Annotated in this window: 24 protein-coding genes and 1 tRNA gene; 10 read left to right on the forward strand and 15 right to left on the reverse strand. The window is 29.8% G+C overall.

Translation table 11 applies throughout. From position 1 onward, the window contains the following. From porW to IEW75_RS00655, 5 genes are all read right to left on the reverse strand, one after another. Positions 1-2,253, reverse strand: a complete 2,253-nt coding sequence (gene porW / locus IEW75_RS00635; protein ID WP_134248110.1) for a type IX secretion system periplasmic lipoprotein PorW/SprE — start codon at positions 2,251-2,253, stop codon at positions 1-3. Between the two features lie 92 nt (positions 2,254-2,345). Beyond that, positions 2,346-3,041 carry an ABC transporter ATP-binding protein gene (locus tag IEW75_RS00640; RefSeq protein WP_134248111.1) on the reverse strand — a complete coding sequence of 232 codons (696 nt, stop codon included), beginning with the start codon at positions 3,039-3,041 and terminating at the stop codon, positions 2,346-2,348. Positions 3,042-3,094: 53 nt separating this feature from the next. Then, positions 3,095-4,573, reverse strand: a complete 1,479-nt coding sequence (locus IEW75_RS00645; RefSeq protein WP_134248112.1) for a DUF5687 family protein — start codon at positions 4,571-4,573, stop codon at positions 3,095-3,097. Positions 4,574-4,667: 94 nt separating this feature from the next. Beyond that, entirely contained in the window at positions 4,668-5,375 is a 708-nt protein-coding gene (locus IEW75_RS00650) for a hypothetical protein (protein ID WP_134248113.1), read from the reverse strand. Positions 5,376-5,386: 11 nt separating this feature from the next. Then, a complete protein-coding gene (locus tag IEW75_RS00655) occupies positions 5,387-5,725 on the reverse strand; it encodes a PadR family transcriptional regulator (RefSeq protein WP_134248114.1) in 339 nt (112 codons plus the stop codon). 124 nt (positions 5,726-5,849) lie between these two features. On the opposite strand from IEW75_RS00655, the gene IEW75_RS00660 reads away from it, so the two are divergent. The 6 genes from IEW75_RS00660 (at position 5,850) to alr (ending at position 10,844) form a co-directional block, all read left to right on the forward strand. Then, positions 5,850-6,905: a 2Fe-2S iron-sulfur cluster-binding protein gene (locus IEW75_RS00660; RefSeq protein WP_134248115.1), complete on the forward strand. Its 1,056-nt coding sequence runs from the start codon at positions 5,850-5,852 to the stop codon at positions 6,903-6,905. Between the two features lie 35 nt (positions 6,906-6,940). Continuing rightward, positions 6,941-7,624, forward strand: a complete 684-nt coding sequence (locus IEW75_RS00665; RefSeq protein WP_134248116.1) for a LysE family translocator — start codon at positions 6,941-6,943, stop codon at positions 7,622-7,624. A gap of 16 nt (positions 7,625-7,640) precedes the next feature. Next, positions 7,641-8,234 carry a PepSY domain-containing protein gene (locus tag IEW75_RS00670; RefSeq protein ID WP_134248117.1) on the forward strand — a complete coding sequence of 198 codons (594 nt, stop codon included), beginning with the start codon at positions 7,641-7,643 and terminating at the stop codon, positions 8,232-8,234. A gap of 27 nt (positions 8,235-8,261) precedes the next feature. Then, positions 8,262-8,471 (forward strand): YwbE family protein, encoded by a 210-nt coding sequence (locus IEW75_RS00675; RefSeq protein WP_188703935.1) that lies wholly within the window; start codon positions 8,262-8,264, stop codon positions 8,469-8,471. A gap of 75 nt (positions 8,472-8,546) precedes the next feature. Then, complete coding sequence (locus IEW75_RS00680; RefSeq protein ID WP_134248118.1) at positions 8,547-9,689, forward strand: amidohydrolase; 1,143 nt, start codon at positions 8,547-8,549, stop codon at positions 9,687-9,689. Positions 9,690-9,692: 3 nt separating this feature from the next. Further along, the gene (gene alr, locus IEW75_RS00685; protein WP_134248119.1) at positions 9,693-10,844 is read left to right on the forward strand and encodes an alanine racemase; all 1,152 of its coding nucleotides are present in this window, start codon (positions 9,693-9,695) and stop codon (positions 10,842-10,844) included. Between the two features lie 65 nt (positions 10,845-10,909). On the opposite strand, the gene IEW75_RS00690 is transcribed toward alr, so the two are convergent. From IEW75_RS00690 to folB, 6 genes are all read right to left on the reverse strand, one after another. Then, on the reverse strand, positions 10,910-11,470 hold the full coding sequence (locus tag IEW75_RS00690) for a fasciclin domain-containing protein (RefSeq protein WP_134248120.1): 561 nt from the start codon (positions 11,468-11,470) through the stop codon (positions 10,910-10,912). 352 nt (positions 11,471-11,822) lie between these two features. Beyond that, positions 11,823-13,658, reverse strand: coding sequence for a M1 family metallopeptidase (locus tag IEW75_RS00695; protein WP_134248121.1), 1,836 nt, complete (start codon positions 13,656-13,658; stop codon positions 11,823-11,825). A 102-nt stretch (positions 13,659-13,760) separates the two neighbouring features. After that, a complete protein-coding gene (locus tag IEW75_RS00700; protein WP_134248122.1) occupies positions 13,761-15,401 on the reverse strand; it encodes a S8 family peptidase in 1,641 nt (546 codons plus the stop codon). 13 nt (positions 15,402-15,414) lie between these two features. Continuing rightward, complete coding sequence (locus IEW75_RS00705) at positions 15,415-16,275, reverse strand: MBL fold metallo-hydrolase (protein WP_134248123.1); 861 nt, start codon at positions 16,273-16,275, stop codon at positions 15,415-15,417. A 157-nt stretch (positions 16,276-16,432) separates the two neighbouring features. Beyond that, positions 16,433-16,503: transfer RNA gene (locus IEW75_RS00710), tRNA-Cys, on the reverse strand. A 70-nt stretch (positions 16,504-16,573) separates the two neighbouring features. Further along, the gene (gene folB, locus IEW75_RS00715; RefSeq protein ID WP_134248124.1) at positions 16,574-16,945 is read right to left on the reverse strand and encodes a dihydroneopterin aldolase; all 372 of its coding nucleotides are present in this window, start codon (positions 16,943-16,945) and stop codon (positions 16,574-16,576) included. 324 nt (positions 16,946-17,269) lie between these two features. Between folB and IEW75_RS00720 the strand changes: the two genes are divergently transcribed. Beyond that, the gene (locus IEW75_RS00720) at positions 17,270-18,955 is read left to right on the forward strand and encodes a glutamine--tRNA ligase/YqeY domain fusion protein (RefSeq protein ID WP_134248125.1); all 1,686 of its coding nucleotides are present in this window, start codon (positions 17,270-17,272) and stop codon (positions 18,953-18,955) included. A 168-nt stretch (positions 18,956-19,123) separates the two neighbouring features. Beyond that, positions 19,124-19,483: a YraN family protein gene (locus tag IEW75_RS00725; protein ID WP_134248126.1), complete on the forward strand. Its 360-nt coding sequence runs from the start codon at positions 19,124-19,126 to the stop codon at positions 19,481-19,483. 37 nt (positions 19,484-19,520) lie between these two features. On the opposite strand, the gene IEW75_RS00730 is transcribed toward IEW75_RS00725, so the two are convergent. Further along, positions 19,521-20,867, reverse strand: a complete 1,347-nt coding sequence (locus IEW75_RS00730; RefSeq protein WP_158283786.1) for a TlpA family protein disulfide reductase — start codon at positions 20,865-20,867, stop codon at positions 19,521-19,523. 132 nt (positions 20,868-20,999) lie between these two features. Beyond that, on the reverse strand, positions 21,000-21,359 hold the full coding sequence (locus tag IEW75_RS00735; RefSeq protein ID WP_134248128.1) for a hypothetical protein: 360 nt from the start codon (positions 21,357-21,359) through the stop codon (positions 21,000-21,002). 64 nt (positions 21,360-21,423) lie between these two features. Here IEW75_RS00735 and IEW75_RS00740 point away from each other — a divergent pair, with 64 nt between their 5' ends. Beyond that, positions 21,424-21,936: a CvpA family protein gene (locus IEW75_RS00740; protein WP_134248129.1), complete on the forward strand. Its 513-nt coding sequence runs from the start codon at positions 21,424-21,426 to the stop codon at positions 21,934-21,936. Between the two features lie 54 nt (positions 21,937-21,990). Continuing rightward, a complete protein-coding gene (locus IEW75_RS00745; RefSeq protein WP_134248130.1) occupies positions 21,991-23,112 on the forward strand; it encodes a TlpA disulfide reductase family protein in 1,122 nt (373 codons plus the stop codon). Between the two features lie 175 nt (positions 23,113-23,287). Here IEW75_RS00745 and IEW75_RS00750 read toward each other — a convergent pair whose 3' ends face one another. Together IEW75_RS00750 and IEW75_RS00755 are read right to left on the reverse strand one after the other, a co-directional pair. Continuing rightward, on the reverse strand, positions 23,288-24,877 hold the full coding sequence (locus IEW75_RS00750; RefSeq protein WP_134248131.1) for an OmpA family protein: 1,590 nt from the start codon (positions 24,875-24,877) through the stop codon (positions 23,288-23,290). A 15-nt stretch (positions 24,878-24,892) separates the two neighbouring features. After that, positions 24,893-25,795, reverse strand: coding sequence for a PorP/SprF family type IX secretion system membrane protein (locus tag IEW75_RS00755; protein ID WP_134248132.1), 903 nt, complete (start codon positions 25,793-25,795; stop codon positions 24,893-24,895). Positions 25,796-25,801 lie beyond the last annotated feature (6 nt).

The raw sequence follows: 25,801 nt of genomic DNA on the forward strand, positions 1-25,801 counted from the left end.
TTATATTTTTGATTTTATAGTTTTTAAGACTTCTAATGCTTTTTTTCCTTCTTCTGTATTTGGGTAATTTGTAGCTACAACGTTTAAAGCAATTTCGAAAGCCTTAATTCCTGCTGTTTTACCGATTGTATAAGCCTTTAACAATTCAAATTTTGGGACAATTTCATGGCCTTCGTATTTTGTTATTGCTAAGTTTGCTTGTTCTAAAACTGCATCGAACTTATTGTCTTTATAGTCGTAAAAAACCAATGCATATTCACTTTCTGGCGAACTACCTTTGTCTTGCAACACAGAATTCGGATCTAAAATAATTTTAGCATAAATCGTTTCTGGATAATTAGAAGTGATATCTTCTTTTAAAATAGTTGCTCTAGAATTATTTTGAACTTCATACATTTTATATAGATGATATTTTGCTGGAATTTCAATCTTTTGATCTGGATTAAACAACAATACACTTTCTAGTTTATCAATTGCCAAATCAAATTCGTTAAATTGTTCTTTGTATATAACACCTAATTTATAATAGGCATTATTTCTCTCTTGCTTTAAACTGTCTATTTTAGATACTTCTGAAGGAATTCTTTCTAAATAATAATTAAGTTCGTACTTTTTGGAAGCATCAATTTTTGTAATATCGTGTAACTGATTTGAATTATTTCCTTGAAAATTTAGTTGAGTTTTATCACTCAATCTCCAGTTTTCTTCGAGTGGACGGTTTCCCCAAATTCGTCTAAATTCTTGCTCTCCAAAACTTAACGTTTGCGTATTGTAAAAATACCATTTCCCAGTGCTCTCGTCTTCTTTATTGCCCAAACCCAAACTATTAAAAAATCCGCTTCCGGTAGAAGATACCTTTTGTTGTTTTTCATCTTCAGCTTTTAATTTTTCAATATATGAAGTAAAAAAAGCAGTTTGTTCATCTAAAGTCATAGCAGAAATAGTTAAAATACTGTCGTTAACTTTTGCGATGTTTTCATATAAAATAACATCGTTTAAGTTACTACGTTTTCTTGCTAAGCTTCTAATTCTTTTAGAACTTTCCGATAAAGTTATACCTAAAATACTATCATAATAAGCTCCTGCAACTGCGAACTTGGCTTTATCAAAATAATAATTTCCAGCTGCTTCATAAGACAATTCTTTTTGGAAATTTGGCATTGCACTAGCCTCTAAAGATTTTTTAAAATACCAAATTGCCTCTTCAGAATTGTTCGCATTTTCAATAACTCCCAATTGATAATAAATCTCATCTAAATAAGGTTTATTATAACTATTTTTTGTAATTTTTTGAAGTGCGGCTATTGCAGAAGATGCATCTTCTTTTGAAATGAAGTTTTTTGCTTTTTCAATTTGTGCTCTAACACTATATTTTCTAGGTGCTTTATTAAATTTTATAATATTGGTAAAAGCAATGTTTGAGGAATCTATCAAACCTTTTTCTTTATAAATTTGACCAATAATATATAAGTTTCTAGCTATTTGTTCTTCATTTTTAGTTGATAAGACCGGCTTGATTACATTTTTTTTATTTTTAGTAATCATTGCTTTTGCAATAACTTTATTTTTGTTGGTTATTAACACCCCTTTATTTAAATGGTATAACGCATTATCTAAACTATCTAAACTCATATAAGCCATTGCCAGAGCCGTATGTGCATCTTCAAAAATTTTCTGTTTTAAAGAGTCGTCCTTTAGCAGCCTTTTTAAGTTTATAATTGCTTGTTCTTCGTTTCTTAATCTAATTTGGGTTTTTGCGTGCCAAATTTTTGTTTCGTTTATTAAATTAGCTCTTGGATAATTATTAATTACATAGGTAAACGCCTCTAAAGCTGGCACAAATCTTTTAGAATAATACCTCGATTTACCCAATAATAGATATGCATCATCTATTTGTTTATTTCGTTCTTGACGGGCAATAAGCATAGAGTGTTTTTGAATAGCTTTTACCGCTTTTTCTTCAGCTCTTTCAAATTCTTTTGGTGAACTATCAATGTCTGATGCTAATCCTGGCATTGCCAATTTATCAACCTTAAGAGGCTCAATTGGTAAACGTTCCCAAAAATTATCTTCGTAGTTGGCATTTAATTGCTCTAAACCAATTCTTAGCGCTTCATGCCCATTAAACAGAATGTTATATTTTGTGTTAACAGCATGAAAATTTCTATTTAGAAACGCATCTTTTTTTGTTGAGCAACCAACAATAATAAGCATTACAATTATGCTAACAAATATTTTATGAGTGTTATTCAAAAGAGTTCTGTTTTACATTTCCTTTAACTTAATACCTTGTTTATTATTGTTAAAGGAGTGTAAAAATACAAAAAACAATGTATTTTATTTAATTACACCGAAAAATAAGCTTCTAACTCTTTTAAAGTTGCTGCTGAAGTTTTAATGTCTTTTACAACAATACCTTTATTCAGCACAACAATACGCTCACAAACTTCTGTAACATGGCCTAAATCGTGACTCGAAATTAACACGGTTGCATTGCTATTTACTGTTAAATCTTTTAATAATTTTTTAAGTCTAATTTGTGTGGTTGGGTCTAAATTTGCAAAAGGTTCGTCTAAAATTATTACTTCTGGATTTCCAATTAAAGCAGCTACAATTCCTGCTTTTTTCTGATTTCCTTTAGATAAATCTCTTAAATACTTTTTTCCACCTAAAATTTCTTCATTAAAAATTTCATTAAACTGAGCTAAAAAGGTGTCAACATCGGCTTTGTTTAAACCTCGAAGCTCTCCAATAAAATAAAAATATTCTTCAGGAGTTAAATACCCAATTAAAAAACTTTCATCTATAAAAGCTGCTGTATAGGGTTTCCAATCTTCACTAACATTTACCTGTATTTCATTATTTAAAACGTGCCCTGTTGTTGGCTTTATTAAATCTAATAATAAATTAAAAAAAGTTGTTTTTCCAGCTCCATTATTTCCTACCAAACCAAAGGTTTGTCCTTTTAAAATTTCAAGTTCTTCAATATCTAATACTATATTTCCGCTATATTTTTTTGAAAGTTGAGTTGCTTTTATCATTGTAACTTTATGTTTAACTGTTGAATTGTTTATTTGAGTAATTTTTAAGTGATTTAATTATCTTGATCAAAAGCACTTATCATTTTATATTTTGAATTGATGTATTTTTTTGTAATAAAATCCATTATTTTTTGATGAAATACAATTCCTATAATTCCTAAAATAATTAGCGTTGCGATGCCTGCTTCAAAATTTACAAATTTATAAGGAACATAAAATAATAGAATTGGTATTAACAACAAAGGAAAACCTATTAACCATTGTACTGCTCCGGTACCTTGATAATTAAATGCTGCACGTTGTGTTAAATCTATTTTTTTTCGATTAAAGGAACCTCCCAACAGCAATATATGTGAATTAATGCCAATATTATAAACCATTGCTGCAAAATGAATAACTAATATTTTCCATCCAAAATACACGTACGGAATACTTAGTACAAACATAATTATGGCACTAATTAACATTAACGAAAATTTAGAATTTAAATACTGTTTATATTTTATGTTTTGGCTCATTAACAGTTTATAATAGCCACTGTCCCAAGCTGGAATAAACTGTCCGAAGTTGATCATAAAAATTCCTGTTACAAATACTCCAACAAACACAAACATTGGAACCCATTCTTTATAAATTGGATTTGGGTAAAAAAACAAGCCATATAACAAACCAATTACCAAAATAAAAATAGAAGAACGAGGGCGCTTGTTTCTCCATAATAATTTTAAATCTAATTGTAAAAAAGGTGCAATATCTCCAAATCTACGTGTCCAAGCCATATCCGTTGTTACAGCAACATCGGCTTTAGCCTTTAAAGATCCGTCAACATATAGTTTTGTTTTTAACAGCATATAATTTATATAATATAAAACTGTTAAAACAGCTATAGGAATTAACAATAAAATTGCATTTTCGGTAATGGCATTTATTCCTTTGGCAAGTAAACTTGTAAATTCAATTAGTTCAAAATAATTTAAACCAAATAATACAGATGCTAAAACAATAAGCGGTAAGAAAGACAATTCTGTTTCAGCCGATTTTGCTTCAATTATAAAGTTTAAAAAGTTAATTGTTAATGTGAATATATACATTAACAATATCCAAACTATTGCAGTTGTTTCAGGATAACCCTCAATAATTAATATAACTCCAAACGGAATGATTGCAAAAAGTGGCAAAAAATTAAAGAATGAAGTCGCTGATTTTCCTAACACATAATTTAATATCTTACTTCGTTTTATTGGTAAAACAAGCAATGGTTTTATATTCATTACTGGTAATTTTTGCAAAAAGAAACGCATTATTAAATCTCCTAAGAACCAATAAAACAAGGCACCATTAACCAATAATAATGGGTCCGATTCTGGAAACTGCTTTTTTAATAAAGGATAAATACTTACACCTAATGCTAAAAACATAAGTATAAAATAAATAGCCAAAAAAGCCAATAAAATATTTAGCGCAATATTTTTTTGCCAATATGATGAACGGAAAAATTGTTTCCATTCAAAATTTAAAAAATTTGTAATCATTTAGTTTGATTTTATGATGTATGATTAATAAGTAGGTTTTAAAGTTGAAATGTTACAAAATTGTAACTATTTCTTATGTAAAAAAGCTCTGAGATTAAGTGCTTATTAAACTGTATTCTGGGTAGTATTCTATTAATAATTCTTCGGCTTTTTTGGGTAAAACTTCAACACTTATATAAACATAAACAACCATTATTGTAAAAATAGCAGCATAAAAAACTGCCCAAAATATATTATAGACATCAGGACTTGATATGTTTATAATATTAAACAGGTTTATTCCTATCATTCCTCCTCCTAAAAATAAGCCCTTAAAAATAATATCTTCTAATAACCATTTTTTACCACTTAATTTTTGTCTCTTTTTAACTTTTCTAAGCAATAGAATATGTTTTACCAAACCAAATACAACTACAACTCCAATAATTGATAGCGCAAACGTATCTCCATATTCAATCAAACCCCTGAAGAAAAAATAATAAAATGCAAAAGTTGCTATAATTTTTGGTAATCTAAACCAAGCTTTTGCGTGTTGCCATAATATTTTCATATATTTTTTTTGCAATGCACCTTGTCTCGCTCCATAAACATCCATAAAACCAAAAACTCCAAATTTTTTAAAACTTATCTTTTTGGCATCTTCAAAAGAAAGGGTTGGTTTTTCTTGCCAAATTTGCTCAATGTCGTTGGCTAAATGATCTACCAACTCGGTTTGCATATCATAATGCTCTACGAAATGTTGGCGTGTAAATTTGTAAAGTTCTTGTATTTGTTCTGGAGTTAGTTTTATATCTTTTTTCATAAAATACAATCTTATTCTAAACTAAAATTAGGATTCACAATAGTTTGCATAGTCCTTAAAAAATCTTCCATTTCAGCTAACCTACTTACGGTTTCTTTAGTGCCATTTTCTGTTAACTTATAATATTTTCGCAAACGATTGTCTACTTTGGCTACCTCAACATCTAACAAACCTTCAGCTTCTAATTTATGCAACGCTGGGTACAAAGCACCTTCGGTAATTGTTAATTCTCCTTTGGTTAATTCCTTTACTTTCTGTGTAATTTCGTAACCGTACATTTTATCTGTTGCTGCCAACAACTTCAAAATAATAGTTTGTAAAGAACCTTTATATAATTTTTGATTTCCCATAATTTTATAAATAACTATTCAAATATATACATAATTTTCTTATGTATAACTTTCTTAGGTATGTTTTTTAACAAAACGTTTATATTTAGTTTACCTACTTTTGTATTCTTAAAAAAACTTAACTATGTCAAAATTTCACATACTCACTATAAAAGAAATCAAAAGAGAAACACAAAATGCAGTTTCAATTTTATTTGATATTCCTACAGGATTACAAAACGAATTTCAATTTAAAGCCGGACAATATATAAATATTAAAAAAACTATAGCAGGAAAAGAATTAAGAAGAGCATATTCCATTTGTTCTGCACCAAATAGTAACCAATTAAGAGTTGCTGTAAAAGCAGTTGACAACGGTACATTTTCAGTTTTTGCAAACACTATTTTAAAAGTTGGCGATACTTTGGAAGTTCAAAAACCCGAAGGAAAATTTGTATTAGAAACAGCCGGAAATAATACTAAAAACTATTTAGCAATTGCTGCTGGAAGTGGAATTACGCCAATCATGGCAATGCTAAAAGCAACTTTAAACGAAGAGCCAAACAGTACTTTTACACTTATTTACGGAAATAAAACAGTTGCTGACACTATTTTTAAAGATGAAATAAATGCACTGCAAAAAAGCTTTCCAACTAACTTAATTGTACAATATGTTTACAGTCAAGAAAAACAAGAAAATGCTTTGTTTGGCAGAATTGATAAAGGAAACATTAACTATGTTGTTAAAAATAAATTAAAAAACATAACTTTTGATGATGCCTTTTTATGTGGGCCAGAAGCTATGATTCAATTAGCCATTGATGTGTTGATTGAAAATAATATTGAAAAAAATAATATCTATTTCGAATTATTTTCAACACCTATAACTTCCGAAGAAAAAGCAACCCAAAATTTTGAAGGTACTTCTGAAATTACTGTTGTTGTTGATGATGAAGAAACAACATTTAATATGGATGCTAAAACTTCAATATTAAGCGCTGCTTTAAAAGAAGGTTTAGACGCTCCATACTCATGCCAAGGCGGTATTTGCAGCAGTTGTTTGGCAAAAGTAACAGAAGGAACGGCAAAAATGGAGAAAAATGCTATTTTATCGGATAGTGAAATTGCAGAAGGTTTAATTTTAACCTGTCAGGCGCATCCAACTTCACAAAAAATTACTGTTGATTATGATGATGTTTAATAAATATAGTATTTTCACAAATTAGTAAACAAGTTATGGCATTTGACGAACTTAAAGAAGCAGTATTAATTGGATTTTTCCTAGCATTTATGATAGGCCCTGTCTTTTTCATGCTAATTCAAACAAGTATTATTAAAGGTGCCAGAGCTGCCATAGTTTTTGACTTAGGCGTTATGTTAGGTGATGTTGTTTTTATTTTAATGGCATATTACGGTAGTAAAACTTTACTAGAAAAAATAAAAGACGACCCAAAAATGTTTTTAATTGGTGGGCTTATTTTATTGATATATGGTTTAATTACTTATTTAGATAAAAGTCAAAAAAGGGCTATACAAGATGAAAACCTAGTTTTAACAGAAAAATCTAATTACACAAAATTATTTATAAAAGGGTTTTTATTAAATTTTATAAATGTTGGTGTATTGGCTTTTTGGTTGGGAATGATTGTAGTTGTTGGTCCAAATTTAGAAATGGATCCAAGAAAAATATTTAACTATTTTGCTGTAATCTTAGTCAGTTACTTAATAACCGATATTGGGAAAATACTACTCGCAAAGCAACTTAAAAGAAAATTAACCCCGAAAGTTATTTATAAAATAAAACGCACCATGGGCATTTTGTTAATTGTTTTTGGAGTAGCTCTAATAATAAAAGGAATTATCCCTAAAGAAAAATTAAGCCTAAAAAAGGTGATTGATAAAGTTGAAAAAACAAATTAAAAAAACAAATTATTTTTTGAAAAAATTGAACCCCAGACAAACACAAGCAAAAATTTTAAGAATCTTTAGAAAGGTACACCGAGCTACTGGTGCTGCGCTTTTTTTATTCTTTTTTATACTAGCCATAACAGGAATTTTGTTAGGTTGGAAAAGTAATAGTAAAAACCTAATAATACCACAATCTTACAAGGGCACTGCAAGTAATTTACAAAATTGGTTACCTGTAGATAGTTTGCATAAAAAAGCATTATTTGTATTAAAAGATAGTATTTCAGCAGATTTATCTACGGAACTTGACAGAATTGACATTCGTAAAAATAAAGGAATGGTAAAATTTATTTTCGAAAATCATACTTGGGAAATTCAATTAGATGGTGCTACAGGAAACGTTCTAAATATTGGTAAAAGACATTCCGATTTTATTGAAGATCTGCATGATGGCACCATTTTAGACACGTGGTTTAACACCTCCGCAAAACCATTTCGAGTAATTTATACCTCAATAATGGGGTTGGCTTTGTTACTATTTACAATAACAGGATTTTGGTTGTGGTATGGGCCAAAAAGGCTGAAAAAGCATAGAAACAAGAAATTAAATACCAATGTATAATTATTCAGTTTTTTTAATAAAATAAAAATGAAACAAGAAAAAATTAGTGGTAGTATTAGAAATAATATAAAAATAGGAAGCGAAGTCGAAATTGTACAAAAAAACCACCAACGTAGTGGAGAATTAACAACAGGAATTGTAAAAAGAATATTGACTAATTCTCAAAATCATCCTCACGGAATAAAAGTTATGCTTGTAAAAGGTGAAGTTGGTAGAGTTAAATGGGTTTTAGCCTAACTTAAATTGGTTTTATTAGGAAGTCTCTCAGTATTTTTTTATTTTAAACTTCTAAAAAAAATGCATTAAATAATAATGGATGACGCACTAATTCAAGAACTAATTTTACTAAGAAAAAAACTTCATGCCAATCCTGAATTATCAGGAAAAGAAACAAATACTTCAAAAGTTATTTATACATTTTTAAAAACATGTAATCCAACACAAATAATAACAAAGGTTGGCGGTTACGGAGTTTTGGCAATTTTCGACAGCAAAAAATCTGGTGATACTATTCTTTTTAGGTCAGATATTGATGCATTACCAATATCAGAGATTAATAACTTTAAACACGCCTCCCTAAATTCAGGAATCTCACACAAATGTGGTCACGACGGACATACTTGCGTCTTATTAGGTTTTGCAAAATTACTTTCTAAAAATCCACCAAGAAAAGGAAAAATAATCTTATTATTTCAACCTGCCGAAGAAACTGGAGAGGGCGCACAGAAAGTTATAAACGATCCTAAATTTGAACATATAAAACCCAACTTTGTTTTTGCTTTTCACAATATTCCCGAAATTCCTTTGCACCAAATAATTCTAAAGAAAAACTCATTTACTGCTGCTGTAAAAAGTATTATTATTAAAATTCATGGTAAAAATGCACATGCAGCAGAACCCGAAAAAGGAACTAATCCTGCGTTGGCAATTGCTGAAATTATTCAAAAATTTGAAACGTTTTCTAATAACAAACCCCAACTTGAAGATTTTTCATTAATAACCCCTATTCATATAAACATGGGAGCAATTGCTTACGGTACCTCGGCAGGATATGGAGAGCTTCGATTTACTTTAAGAACTTGGACACAAGAAAAAATTGAAGCATTAACTTTAACTATTTTAAACACATTAAAAGAAATATCAACCAAATACAACGTAAAAATTGAAAATGAATGGACCGAAGAATTTAGTGCAACTAAAAACAATAACGAAGCTATTAACACAATAATATTAGCAGCAAAAAATAAAAATTTAGAAATAATATTTAAAAAAGAGCCTTTTAAATTTGGCGAAGATTTTGGATTGTTTACGCAAAAATTTAAAGGAGCTATGTTTGGAATAGGAGCTGGAACTAAATGCAAACCTTTACATAATCCTGAATACGATTTTCCTGACAAAATTTTACCTACAGCTATTAAATTATTTCATCAAATAAGTTTACAACTATTAAATTAACATATGTTTTACACATCATACATAGAAATTAGTAAATCAGCATTACACCATAATTTAAATTTTTTAAATAATCATATTCTTAAAAATGTTAAAGTATCTTCTGTAGTAAAAGGGAATGCTTACGGACATGGAATTGAATTTTACATACCGCTTGCAGAATCATGCGGTATAAATCATTTCTCGGTTTTTAGTGCAGACGAGGCTTATAGAGTTCAAAAAGCTTCAATTAATAAAAATACTATTATGATTATGGGGTTGGTTGAAGATGAACAATTGGCATGGGCTATTGAAAATGAAATTGAATTTTATGTTTTTGAATTTGATAGATTAGAAAAAGCTACTGAGTTAGCAAAAAAAATAAAAAAAAAGGCAACCATTCATATCGAACTAGAAACAGGTATGAATAGAACTGGTTTTATCCAAAAGGATATTGGTAAAATAACCAAATTTATTACTAAAAACAGCGCTTTTATAAATTTTAAAGGATTATGCACTCATTATGCAGGTGCTGAAAGTATTACAAATTATTACAGAATAAAAAAACAACAAAAAAGTTTCCAAAAATCAATACAGAAATTTAAAGATAAAAATGTAATTCCAGAGCAAATACATAGTGCTTGTTCTGCAGCTGCACTGCGCTATCCTAAAAGTCAAATGGATATGGTAAGGTTAGGAATTGTTCAATATGGATTTTTTCCAAATAAAGAAATATATATAGAATATCTAACAAAAAAGAAAATAACCGAAGACCCTTTAAGAAGAATAATTTCTTGGAAAAGTAAAGTTATGGATGTTAAGACGGTGAAAGCTGGTGAGTTTGTAGGTTATGGAACCTCATATTTAGCAAATTCTAATTTAAAAATTGCTACAATTCCTGTTGGTTATAGTCACGGGTTTAGCAGAAGCTTAAGTAACCAAGGACGTGTTTTAATTCATGGGCATAGAATAAATGTTATAGGAATAGTAAATATGAATATGATTACTGTTGATGTTACAGAAATTGAACATGTTCAAAAAGGAGATGAAGTTGTATTAATTGGAAAACAAGGGGATTTAGAAATTAGCGTTTCTTCTTTTAGTGAATTTAGCGATCAAGTAAATTATGAATTATTAACAAGGTTACCTCAAAATTTACCAAGATTTATTGTTGATTAAAAATTATGAACATAAAAAACTCGTTACTTAACGTGTAACGAGTTTTTAAAGTAATTAATTAAAAATTATGGCATAACCACGGAGTCAATTGCGTGAATTACTCCGTTAGATGCCTCAACATCTGTCAAAATTATTTTTGAAGAATTTCCTTTTTCATCAGTTAACATAACATTTCCATCTTTAATTGAAGCTGTAAGTTTCCCTCCTTGAACAGTAGTAATTACAAAACTTCCATTATTTTCTTTTATCGCTGCAACTACTGCTGCTGCTTTAAATTCTCCTGCCACCACGTGATACGTTAAAATAGCGGATAGAGTCTTAATATTTTCTGGCTTTAATAAACTTTCTACAGTTCCTGCTGGTAACTTTTCAAATGCTTCATTAATTGGAGCAAACACCGTAAAAGGTCCTGCACTGTTTAAAGTTTCAACCAAATTTGCTGCTTTTACAGCCGCTACTAATGTTGTAAAATTATCATTACTTGCAGCTACTCCTACAATGGTAGGTGTCGCTTCTTCTGTTTCAAAATATGGTAATCTTTCTATTTCATTTATATGAATTGCTGATACAGAAGTAATCATAAATCCAAAGATTAACAACGCGGAAAAAATTTTTTTAGTTTTCATAATATGTGTTTTTTATTGTTTAATGTTTTACAAATATAGTTAAACATTTTGATATTTGTTTACTTTTTTGATATTTTTATTAAACAAAGTGTTAAATTTTTGAAATCACTTATGCTTTAAAATCGAAAAAACCCTTTAAACTATTGCTTAAAAGAGCTTTTTAACATTAACAATTAAAATACGAATTTGATTGTTTTTTTTAACAAATCAATACCGTTTGAGTTATATTTAGTCTTTAAGTACTTAAAAATAACAGCTTAAACGTTCAAAAGAACAATAGCAAATTGAAATTCTACTAAAATTAACTCATAAAAGACGCTTAATTAAATTTACGACTAAACTACATAATGAGTTAATAATTAAAAAATACATTATTTCCTCTATTAATATCTGCCATTAAACTAGAAATGTCAATTTCAACTTTTTTAATTTCTTTTGGAGTTGAAAAAGAATAAAACCGATTGGACCACGCCCAATCTCTTTTTAAGGTTGCCGTAGAAGGTTTTTCTCCTTTCATCATTTTTAAAGGAATGTAAAAATCTTGAAAACTTCCATCTGAATAGGTTACTCTAACATCAATAGGCATAGGCATTTGACCGACTCTTGCAAGTGTTATGTTATTTTCTTCAACTTTAGCAATAGCGTAATCAATAGTATGTATTGTTTCAATCCATTCATTTAGATACCAATCTAATTGAATTCCTGAAACTTTTTCTGCCACACGCTGAAAATCGTTTGGTGTTGGATGCTTAAACTTAAAATCATCATAATATTTTTTAAGTGACTTTTTTACATTATCCTCACCAATAATATAATTTAATTGTGTTAGAAACATACTTCCTTTTGTATAACTTGCTGTACTAAATGCCGTATTGGTATTAAATCTATCTGCATGAGTAGTAAGCGGCTCTTCTATTTCAGCATTTACCAAATAAAAATATCTACTATAATTATCTGACTTTGGCTTATCTCCTTTGTTTTTTAAAATTTTATTGGATGCTAATGTTGCAATGTAAGTTGTACACCCTTCATCCATCCATGAGTGCTTACTCTCGTTGGTTGCCAATAATTGTTGAAACCATGCATGGGCCAATTCGTGAAAAACAGTTCCAATAATGCTTCCTAAAGTTTCGCCTCCAGAAATTAAGGTACACATAGCATATTCCATACCTCCATCACCACCTTGTATAACTGAGTATTGTTTCCAAGGATATGGACCTATAGTTTCATTAAAATAATCGAGCGCTTTTTCAGTAAGTGGCTGTATTTCTTTCCAAGCATTTGCGTATTTTTTATTGTTTTTGTACAAAAAATGAAGCTGTGTACCACTTTTTGTTTTTAAAATATCGTGCTTAAAATCAGGATCTGCAGCCCAAGTAAAATCGTGCACATTTGGGGCTACAAAATGCCAAGAATGTTTTTTACCTTTCTTAATAGTTAACGGTTTTGTTTTGTCTTCATAACCATGCCCAATTTCTTGTGGATTTTGAAGATACCCTGTTCCACCAACAGTATATTTTTTATCTAAATGAAGTGTTACATCAAAATTTCCCCAAACTCCATGAAATTCACGAGCAATATAAGCATCGGCGTGCCAACCTTCAAAATCGTATTCAGCCATTTTAGGATACCATTGCGCCATTGATAAAGCAACGCCATCTTCACTATTTCTCCCTGCTCTTCTAATCATTTCAGGTATTTGTCCTTCAAAAGTCATATCAAAAGTAACTGTTTCTCCAGGTTGAATTGGATTGTTCAGTGCAACTATCAAAACAGTTCCCTCGGCTTTATAATTTACATCGATTCCATTTTGTTGAAGGGTCATCACATTTAAATAACCTACTTGGTCGGGTTTTAGTTTGGCTATTCTGCTTTCATAAAAAGGATTCTCTTTAGTTCCTTTATTAACAACCATTCTTTTATCTGGATCTATTATGGACCCTACACGAGCATCCATTTCACTTCCAGGTTGAAAAGCATTAAAATATAAATGGTAAAATACTTTTTCTAATACATCTGGTGAATTATTTGTATAAACTAGGTTTTGAGTTCCATTATATTTATAATTAGCAACATCTACATCCACATCCATTGTATAATTCACATGTTGTTGCCAGTAAGCTGTATTGTTTTGAGCTGTAATTGAAACTGCCGAAACCAACATAATTAGTTGTAAAAATCTTTTCATTAATTAGTTTTAATAGTTAAAATGGCAATATAAACATAAGTCTATAAAACAAAAAAGCACATTCTAATTGAATGTGCTTTTTAACAGAATATTATAATTTTACTACTTTCCGTTTACCATTTTATCGGCTAAAACTAAAGCATTGTATGCGTTCGCTACTTTACCCGAAATAGATAATGTAGAGAAATTAACTTTTTCGTCTTTTTTTCCAGGAACTAATACTTCTAGATCTAATTTAGTTCCAGAATTCATAATAATATGTTTTACCTGACTTGCAGATAATTGTGGATAATAAGATCTTACCAATGTTGCAATACCTGCAACCTCTGGAGACGCCATTGATGTTCCACTAAATTTTGCATATTCGTTTTTAGGAACCGTAGAATAAATTTGAACTCCAGGAGCAAATACATCTACATTCTTTTGACCGTAATTTGTAAATGAAGCTGGTAATTTTTCATTATAATTTACACTCATTGCTCCAATAGTTAATACATTATCAGCAACTTCATTTATTTTATCAAAAGAATCATTTGGCCAGTTATCACTTACATCAATATCTTCACTAGAGTTACCAGCAGCGTGAACTAATAAAACATCGTGTTTTTCTGCATACTTAATAGCATCAACAACCCAATGACGGTGTGGAGAATAACTTTTCCCAAAACTCATATTTACTACTTTTGCACCATTATCTACTGCATATCTAATTGCTAAAGCAACATCCTTATCACGTTCATCTCCATCTGGTACAGCTCTTACCGACATTAATTTTGCATTGTGTGCAACTCCACGCATACCAAGACCATTTTTGCGAGAAGCTAAAATAATACCAGCAACATGAGTTCCGTGAGATTCAACATCTTTTGAACCGATTACAAATCCGTTACCATAGTTAACATCTGTAATATCTTCTGGATTGTCTCCTACAATTGCTCTACCATCAAAATTTAAATCGTAATTTTTATTTTCTTTTTGATTCTCATAATAATCGTTAAAAGCTTTTTCATCAAAACCATTACTAAACATCCCAATTAAGCCATTTGCTTGTCCTTGAATAGCTACATCATCTGTTTTAATAGCTTTAAGATCTTCTATGGTAAGGGTTTCTTTTCCAATAAATTCTTTTACAGAATTCATAACTCCTTCTATTTGAGCTAGACGTTCCATGGTATTGAAATGATTTTTTGAAGCAGCTTTATAAGCTTCTAAATACTCTTGGTATTTTTCAAAATCTGCTTTTTCCTCTTCAGAAATATTTTCAGCAGTTTTTCCTTCAAAACGACTGTTTAATTTAGCTACAATACGTGTAATCTCTAATTGTTCCGGTGCAGCTACACCATTACCGCCTAAAAAGTTCCATCCGTAAACGTCATCTACATATCCGTTTTTATCATCATCTATATTGTTACCTGCAATTTCCTTTGGATTTGTCCAAAGTTCATCTTTTAAGTCTTCGTGTTCAATGTCAATTCCTGAATCTATAACAGCAACAATTACCGTTTCTCCTGTTTTTCCTTCTAAAAATTGGTATGCTTTATCTAAACTCATGCCTGGAATTGTGTCTGTTACCAAATCAGCATGTGCCCAATGTTTAAATTGTTCATCACTTACAGTTCCTTGCTTTGCAGCCATTGAAACAGCTGTATCCATAGTTGGTACTGCCATATTTTTTACAGAACTACAACTAGTTAATGTAGCAACCGCAATTGCCACTACGTACATTGATTTTACTATTCTCATTTCTATTTACTATTTAATTAAATACTTGGTTAAATTTATATGTTTGGTTTAATCGCACTCCTTTTTCGGTATGTTTAAGAGTACATAATTCGTTTGTTGCGTCGTGCTCTAAAAACAAAAAGTAATTATTATCTGCAGCTTGGTTTAAAAATTTGGCTTTTTCATCCATTGTTAATAACGGACGTGTGTCGTAACCCATTACATAAGGCAAAGGAATATGACCAACTGTTGGTAATAAATCTGCCATAAAAACAAGTGTTTTTCCTTTATATTGAATGTGTGGAATCATTTGCTTTTCGGTATGTCCATCTGCAAATAAAATATCGAAACCAAGTGCGGTATTTGTTGCAAAATCACCTGAAGGTAAATTCACAAAATTTAGTTGACCACTAGCTTCAATTGGATTTATATTTTCTTTTAAAAATGAAGCTTTTTCTCTAACATTTGGCTCAACTGCCCATTGCCAATGATTTTTGTTCGACCAAAATTTAGCATTTTTAAAAGCTGGTTCGTAACCCGTTCTATCTTTGTTCCATTGAATAGCACCTCCACAATGGTCGAAATGAAGATGAGTTAAAAATACATCGGTAATATCATCTCTGTGAAAACCGTATTTTGCTAATGAAGTGTCTAAGGAGAAATCTCCAAAAAAGTAATAATAGCCAAAAAACTTATCGGATTGTTTGTTTCCTGTACCTGTATCAATTAATATAAGCCGATCCCCGTCTTGAATAAGCATGGTTCGCATACTCATATCTATTAAATTATTACTATCTGCTGGGTTTGTGCGTTGCCAAAGTGTTTTTGGAACTACTCCAAACATAGCGCCACCATCTAACTTAAAGTTTCCTGTTTCAATAGGGTAAATTGTCATTCTTATATAAAATTTTCAACTGTATAATAACAACTTAATCCTTAGTAAGGTAAACTTTTAAGTTGTACTATATGAATTTCACAAAGATACGTGATTTTCTGCTTAACAAAATGTTAAATAAATCAAAAAACCTAAGCAATTGCTTAGGTTTTTGTAGAGGCGTCGAGCGGATTCGAACCGCTGTAGGAGCTTTTGCAGAGCCCAGCCTAGCCACTCGGCCACGACGCCTTAATTGGATTGCAAATTTAACCATTTTTAATAAGTTGGCAACATTTTTTTGAAATTATTGTATCCCTGATTAATTATTAAGCTTCTTTCTTGTCTTACTCATTTCTATAGTAACCATTGCAACATTACCTCCAATTGGTGGATTTAGTTTAGAAACTTCAACTTTTGCAAATTTTACAATAACAATTTCATTTAAAATACGGTCTAAAATACGTTTAGCAACTTCCTCTAAAAGCTTAGATCTTATTGCCATTTCTTCTTTTACAATTTTGTTTAAATGCACATAATCTACAGTATCTGCAAGATTATCTGAAATAGCCGATTTAGATAAATTTGCCTTTACAGTTACATCTACTCTATAATCTGAACCTATTTTCCCCTCTTCAACCAAACAGCCGTGATATGCATATACACGAATATTTTTTACTTTAATAACTCCCATTTTTTATATTTCGAATTATGATTTACAAATTTAGAATTATGATTTTAGAATTACCTCTTTTTATAAAAAATTTACAGCTTCTAAGAAACTTGTAGCTGGTTTAGGGTTAAATACCAATTTTACTGACTGTATTGTTGTCTTTTGCAACTATAAAAAGCTCGTGGTGAAAACACAACCTGAAAAGGAACTCCCAATTTATTCTAGTAGAATTTAAAATTTCAACTTTATTACAAGCCTCTTGGCCAACAAACACTTGTACTCGTAATTATTTATAGCTATTGCCAAAAAAAATCGATAATTTTGCAACTTAGTTATTTTACAATTATGAGTGAAGAAAAAAAGTCGCTGAATTTTATTGAACAAATTATTGAAGAAGATTTAGCAAACGGGTTATCAAAAGATAAATTACGATTTAGATTTCCGCCTGAACCAAATGGTTATTTACATATTGGACATGCGGCTTCTATTTGTTTAAATTTTGGATTGGGATTGCGTTACAACGCTCCTGTAAATCTACGTTTTGACGATACAAACCCTGCAAAAGAAGAGCAAGAATATGTAGATGCAATAAAACAAGATATTGAGTGGCTTGGCTTTAAGTGGGACAAAGAATTGTATTCTTCAGATTATTTTCAACAATTATTTGATTGGACAATTACGCTTATTAAAGAAGGAAAAGCGTATGTAGACAATCAATCTTCTGAACAAATGGCAATTCAAAAAGGAACGCCAACAGAACCTGGAACCGAAAGTCCAAATCGAAATAGATCGGTTGAAGAAAACTTAGAACTTTTCTTTAAAATGAAAAATGGAGAACTAGCAGAAGGTTCTCATGTGTTACGTGCTAAAATTGATATGAAACATACCAATATGCATATGCGCGACCCAATTATGTATCGTATTCTAAAAAAACATCACCATAGAACTGGTGACGATTGGTGTATTTACCCAATGTACGATTGGACACATGGTGAATCAGATTATTTAGAGCAAATTTCTCATTCTATATGTACTTTAGAATTTAAATCTCATAGAGATTTATACGATTGGTACGTAGATCAAGTTTTTAATGCTTCTAAACTACCTTTAAGACCAAAACAGCGAGAATTTGCACGTAGAAATTTAAGTTATACTGTAATGAGTAAACGTAAATTATTGCAATTGGTTGAAGAAAAAATTGTATCTGGTTGGGATGACCCACGTATGCCAACAATATCTGGATTAAGAAGACGAGGTTATACACCAAATTCAATTCGAAAATTTAGTGATACTGCAGGAATTTCAAAAAGAGATAATGTTACGGATGTAGCTCTATTAGAACATTGTATAAAAGACGATTTAAACAAAACTGCACCACGTGTAATGGCGGTTTTAGATCCTGTTAAAGTAATAATCACCAATTACCCAGAAGATAAAGAAGAGTTTTTAGATGCCAATTATAACGATTATGAAGAAGGTTTTGGTAGCAGAGCAGTACCTTTTAGTCGTGAAATATATATAGAAAAAGAAGATTTTAGAGAAGAAGCCAATAAAAAGTTTTTCCGTTTAAAATTAGGAAAAGAAGTGCGTTTAAAAAATGCCTATATTATTAAAGCCGAAAACTGTGTAAAAGATGCAAATGGTATAATAACCGAAATACATTGTACGTACGATGAGGATTCCTTAAGCGGAAGTGGTACAGAAGCTAGCAAACGTAAAGTTAAAGGCACCTTGCATTGGGTTTCTGTTAAACATGCAGAGAAAGCAGAAGTGAGAGTGTACGACCGTTTGTTTACAGATGAAGCGCCTGACGGACATAAAGACAAAGATTTTAAAGAATTTATAAATCCAGATTCTTTAAATATTATTGAAGCTTTTGTTGAACCTAGCTTAAAAAATGCTAAAATTTTAGATAGATTTCAGTTTCAACGCCTAGGATATTTTTGTGTTGATAAAGATACCACTGAAACTAATTTAGTTTTTAACAGAACTGTCCCACTACGCGATAGTTGGGCTAAAATGGGTGAGTAATAATTAAAACAATTTGTATTAGAAAAAGGCTGTATGAAATTATTTTATACAGTCTTTTTCCGTTTAGCTCACTATATAAAAGTCTAAAAAAGATTATAGTATCTTTAAGTTTAGAAATACTCTAAAAATTCACTCTGATTCTAAATACTAAAAATTAAAATTCAAAAAATGGCTATACATAACGAATTAGGTAAAAAAGGCGAAGAACTTGCCGTTGAATATCTAGAAAAAGATGGATATATAATACTTGAAAAAAATTGGTTTTATAAAAAAGCAGAAGTAGACATAATTGCTTTAAAGGGTGATGTTTTAGCTGTTATTGAAGTTAAAACACGTTCGAGCAATTATTTTGGGAATCCTCAAGATTTTGTGAATCAGAAAAAAATTAAATTATTAGTAGATGCTATTAACCAATATGTTACCGTAAAAGATTTAGATGTTGAAGTTCGGTTTGATATTATAGCAATTCTAAAAAATCAATACACATTTAAAATTGAACATCTTGAAGATGCTTTTCTGCATTTTTAACTTGTTTAACTTTAAACAACCTCTTTATAATTTACTTTTAATCCTTTCTAAAATAATTTTTAATATCTTCTAAAGCGTATGGTTTAGAAATTATTTTTTTATTGACATCTAAAATAAAATAAGTAGGTGTTGAATTAATTTCATAAGCACGTGCAATAGAATTTTGCCACCTTTCTAAACCTAAAACATTGGTCCATTTCTCAAACTTTTCGGTATGATGATTAAATCCTAATGCATCGTTTTCTAGAGCAATTGCAATAACATGAACCTCTTCATTATCTTTAATAAATTCATACAATTGAGGAATTTCAACTAAACAATGAGAACACGTTGTGCTCCAAAAAACCAATAGATAAGCTGCTGTTTTGTCTATTTTATATAAACTATTTTCTTTACCATTTTTTGTCCATGAAAAATCTGGCGCCATTTTTCCAATTGCAAATTTAACTGAGTTTTGAATTTGTTCAATATCAGATGAATTTTGATATTCCTGCGGAAGTTTATTATAATGATTTTCAATTATATAATCTATAAGTGTTGCATTCTCCAATTGAGAAAAATTGTACATTAAGGTTGTTAAAATTTCACTTTTCAGTGTCAAGTTTTCGTCTATTTTTTCTATTACTTCATTAATTGCGTTTATATATAATTTATTTTGAACCTCAATATCATCTGATTGGTTTAAATAGAATACATAATCCACAATTTTTTCAGTGTAAAAAATGGAATTTTGCAATACTGTATTTTCAAAATCGATCGCGTCAAAATAATGTAATTTTTCACTATTTAAGTACAACTGTGGAGACAAAAAAACTTCATGAGCATAATATTTTTTGCTTGCCTTAACAAAATTATTTGCTAACATATTTTTTGAATTCTTCTCAAATTTAGTTTGTGTTTCTAAATAATCTTTACGTGTTTTTTTATAATATTCACTGGTAAATTTAAGAGCAATAGCTTCTTTTAATCTAAAAAAAGACAATTGAAGAGAATCTAACTTGTGTTTTAAATTATCTGTTTGTATTTTATAATTAGCATATAATTTATTTTCTTCTGAACTTAAAAACTGTATGGTTCCTGAAGGAAACATTGGGTCGAATTTTAGCTCAATAGATTCGTTTGAATACAATACATCTACAAAACCGCCATTGTTCATATCATAGACTAAACGGTACATTCCTTTTGGAGAGTTTTCGGGAAAATCTACTTTAAATTCACCATTATTTATTTCAACATTTGTAATATATAATTGTTTTGCGCCTTTTAATTGATACAAAATTACATATTCTAAATCGCTAATTTCAGGACTCATTGTTCCTTTTACAAAAGTTTGACTTTGAATTGCTGCGCCAACTAAAAACACTAAGAAAAGTAGCTTTTTCATCATTTAATTTTTATTGATTTATTCAATAATCAGACCAAATATAAGTATTTTAACATTTTGTCTAAAACCCTATTTTATGAATTATACCCATAAAGATGTTTGGATAATTATAGGCTAAAAAAACAAATAACACTAATTTGGAATCAATTCCTGAGCTTTAAAATATAACACAATAGCTTCTTTTATAAGTACCGTTTGTTCACCAGATTTTAAAGGTGGTAATTCTTCTAAAACCTTATAATGAGGCCAACCATCATCATCAAAAAATTCAAATTCGTAGTAACCAAATGGTTCTAATAACCTACAAATTGCAATATGCATTAAATTAACTTTATCGTCTTTTTTAAATTCTACAGCTCCTTTTCCTAATTCTTGTACTCCAATTAAATAAATAATGGCATCTAAATTAAGTTGCTCACCTTCTCCAAATTTAGTTGCTAAAATCTTGAGAATTTGCTCGTAGTCTTCCTTTAATTTTTGATCTCTAGACATTTGATATTTTTAGTTTGGTTGCAAATATACAAATCCATTCATGTATATTTACAAAAACATTAATATGAATACTTTTGACATTATAATTGCAGCACTCTTACTTTTTGGTTTTATTAGGGGTTTGTTTAAAGGTTTATTTGTTGAAGTGGCTTCTCTAATTGCTTTAATTGCTGGTATTTACGGAGCAATTCACTTTTCTTATTTTGTTGGTAATTTTTTAGCAGATCGTGTATCTTGGGAAGAGAGATATATTACAATTGTTTCTTTTGCAATTACCTTTGCAATTATAGTTTTAACAATTGGATTGTTAGGGAAATTACTTACTAAAATTGCCGATTTTGCTTCGCTTGGCTTGTTAAATAAAATACTTGGAGGTGGTTTTGGGGCTTTAAAAATAGGAATAATTTTAAGTATTTTATTGTCTGTTTTCACTAAACTTAATAATACCATTCCCTTTATTTCCGAAGAACTAGAAGAAACTTCTATCTTATATGAACCCGTAAAAAACTTAGCTACTACCCTATTTCCAAAATTTTTTACAGTTGTTAAAGATGAAACAAATCTAGATATTTCTTAATAATTTTGTTAGTTAGAACATAGGTTTACGTCAAAGAAATTAAACTTTTAATTAATGAAATTATATAGAAAACTCCATTTCTTAAGCATCGCATTTTTATTCCTAATTTTTAATAGTTGTTCTACTAAAAATAACAATTCATTTATTATTTCAGGTAGTATTTCTAATTTAGAAACTGATTATATTATACTATCGCAAATAGAAAATATTCAAACTAAAAAAACAATTCTAATTGATACCCTAAAAGTAAACAAACGAGGTAAATTTAATGCTGTTTATTTTTTAGAACCAACTATTTATAGTTTAACTTTTGATAACAAAAAAACACTTCAACTAGCTATTGATAAAGGTCAACATATTACAATTGAAGGAAATTCCAGTGAAGATTTAATAGTTTCAGGTTCTAGTGATACTGAATTATTAAACGCTTATGAAACCTTTAGAAAAGCGTCTTTAAAAAGATTAGTTACAACTGTTCGAGACAGTATAAAAAATTTAAAAACCCAACAAGTTAACGAACAAAAAATCACTGAATTAAGAACGCTAGAAGTTGAAAATTATAAAATTCATTTAAATGAATTGGTACAATTTGTAAAAGAAAATATGGGAACTTCTATTGCCATTTATCCTACTTCAACCCGTTGGAACAATGAAAACTTAATAGTTTTAGAGGAAATTACAACTAATTTTCAAGAGGCACATCCTAATTTAGAAATTACAAAAAAACTACTTGATAGGGTTCAGCTTCTTAAAAAAACAAGTATTGGAAATACTATTACAGGCATTAAAATACCCGACCAATTTAATAATCTTATTGAATTAGACTCCATAAAAGGCACGTATACTTTAATAGATTTTTGGGCAAGTTGGTGTCCGCCTTGCAGAACGGAAAGTACATTGCTAAATAATATTTATACTACCTACAGTTCTAAGGGATTTAATATTTATGGCATCTCTTTAGATTCTAACAAAGAACGTTGGTTAAAAGCGCTTAAAACAGACAATAGAATTTGGACAAATGTTTCTACTGTTGAGGGTTTTAATACTGCTGTGGCTAAAGAGTTTGGGATAACATCTCTACCAACTAATTTTTTAATTAACGCAGATGGAAAAATTGTTGCAAGCAACCTTCACGGAGAAAAGTTAAAAGCGTTTGTAGAACAATTATATAATTAATCTATAATTTCTGTATTTTCAATTACAATATATATTTTTCTTTATTTTTTATGCTTCTTCTAATCGAATTTATCACTTTTAGGAATTTCTTCATTTTAGAACTAATAAGAACGAAACATCTTTAAATACAAAATGCCACAAATTGTGGCACTTCGCATTTAAAAAAATAAATTGATTATTGATTTACCCCTTCAGGATTTACAATTATAAATTCTGTTCTTCTGTTTAACTGGTGTTCTGCTTCAGAGCATTCAACTCCATTAGAACATTTATTAACAAGCTGTGTTTCTCCATATCCTTCTCCTGTAATTCTTGAAGCATCTATACCTCTTGAAATTATCCACTCGATTGATGATTTTGCTCGTCTATTTGATAAATCCCAATTGTATTGATCTGAAGCACGACTATCCGTATGAGACCCTAATGCTATCTTTATATTTGGATATTTATTCATAATCCTAACTACCTTATCTAATTCAATAGCTGCATCTTTTCTAATCTCTGATTTATCTAGATCAAAATAAATTGGATTTATATTAACCATAAGTTTACCACGTACAACGACAAACTCAGTAGGTTCTATTGTTAAACCAACAACCAATTCTAAGTCACGAACATTTGAAGTTACAAACTCTACGCTATCCTCTGAATAATTTTCTTTAGATCCAACAATTTTATAAGATGTTTTACAATCTATTTTAAAACCAAAAGACGCATATTTATCTGCAATTATACTTTCGATTTTTTCTCCATTTTCTCCGTATAAAACAACTAATGCTCCAGGTAATAACGCTCCAGTTTCTTTTTCTCTAACTACACCTTCAACTAATTGATTACAATCTAGTTCTTCTGGAGTTAGTTCTTCAAAATAATAAATATCATCATCTCCTTTTCCAAATTCTCTGTTAGAAGAAAAATGACCCGAATTTGCACCTGTTTTTTTAACAAAGGCAAAGTCATCACTTTTACTATTAATTGGATATCCTAAATTCTTTGCAGGTTCAATAGCTTCTTTTCCTATTATTTTTGTAATATAAATGTCTAATTGTCCTTTTCCATCAAGATATCCGTCAGAAGAGAAATAAAGCACATTGTTTTCATCTATAAAAGGAAACATTTCACTTCCTTTTGTATTTACATTTGAGCCTAAATTAATAGGTTCTCCATACGATCCATCAGAATTAATATCCACAACATAAATATCTGTCGACCCTAAAGATCCGGGCATATCCGAAGTAAAATACAATTTATTTTCTTTAGCATTTAATGTTGGATGCCCAGTTTGGTAATTGTCGCTGTTAAATGGCAAAGGTGTAATATTTGTCCATTCTCCATCATCACCAACTGTAGCTTTGTATAATTGGATTAAAACCCAACCGTCTTCATCTTTTTCAATTTTTTTGTTAATATAATTATTTCTTGAAAAATAAACTGTTTTTAAATCTTTTGTAAAAGTTACATTAGATTCGTGATACTTTGTGTTAATAGTTTCTGAAAACCTTTCTACATTGTTAATTTCGCCATCAGCGGTTAAAGCCCCTTTAAATAGCTCTAGATATGGTTGTTTATTTAAATACCATTTTCTGTTTCTAATAGATTTATCCTTTCTAGAAGAAGCAAAGACAACTTCATTTTCCCCAAAATAGGTCACTCCAAAATCAGCTAATTTTGTGTTTTCAGAAATGTTTTTGATACTATAATTAACATCCTGTGCATTTAGGTAACCTGCACAAAATAATAGTAGTATTAGTGTAATTTTTTTCATACTTCTGTTTTTTTATTAAAAGAACCTTGGACTCTTTACATTTTTTCTATTAAAATCAAATAATAACATTATTTCGTGAGATCCTGAATTAAAATTCCCAAATCTTGTAGTTGTATAATCATAAGCATATCCGACTCTAAAATCATCATTTACTTGAAAACCAACTAAAGCACTAATAGAATCATCAAATCTATGTGACAATCCAAGCTCTACTTTTTCATCAACTAAAAGATTTAGTGATAAATCAACAGAAATGGGAGCTCCAGCTGTCGCTTTTATCATAGTTGAAGGTTTTAACTTTAGATTATCTGCAATATCAAATACATACCCAGAAGTTAAAAAATAGTGCATTTTATCTGAAGCCGTACTTACAACACCACCTTCCTTTTCAAGGTGTTTTGTCTCTAAAAAATTAGGCGCAGATAATCCAACATAAAACTTATCTGTGTAATAATAAACACCTGCTCCAAAATTTGGGGATGTTTTATGTATTGGAATATTTAACGGGTCTGGATCTACCATTTCCAATTCTCTAACATCCATAAAAGTTACACCTGCTTTTAAACCAAATGCCAGTCTTCCAGTGCTAGAAGTAAAAATGGTATAAGAAAAATCTGCATATATATTATCTTCTTTCACAGGTCCAATTTCATCGTGAATTACAGATAACCCAATACCTACTGCCCTTCCTATCGGAGAGTGCATCGATAAAGTTACCGTTCTTGGTGCTCCTTCTACACCTACCCATTGCGTTCTCCCCAACAAACCAATACTAGTGATTCCTTTTGAACCAGCATATGCTGGGTTCAAAACATTCATATTGTACACATACTGAGTATATTGTGGATCTTGTTGACCAAAAACAGTTGTTATGGACATTAAGATTAAAAATCCTAAAAGTAATTTTATTTTTTTCATAAACTT

Origin of the sequence: Lutibacter litoralis, assembly GCF_014646675.1 — a bacterium.
GTDB classification, from domain to species: domain Bacteria; phylum Bacteroidota; class Bacteroidia; order Flavobacteriales; family Flavobacteriaceae; genus Lutibacter; species Lutibacter litoralis.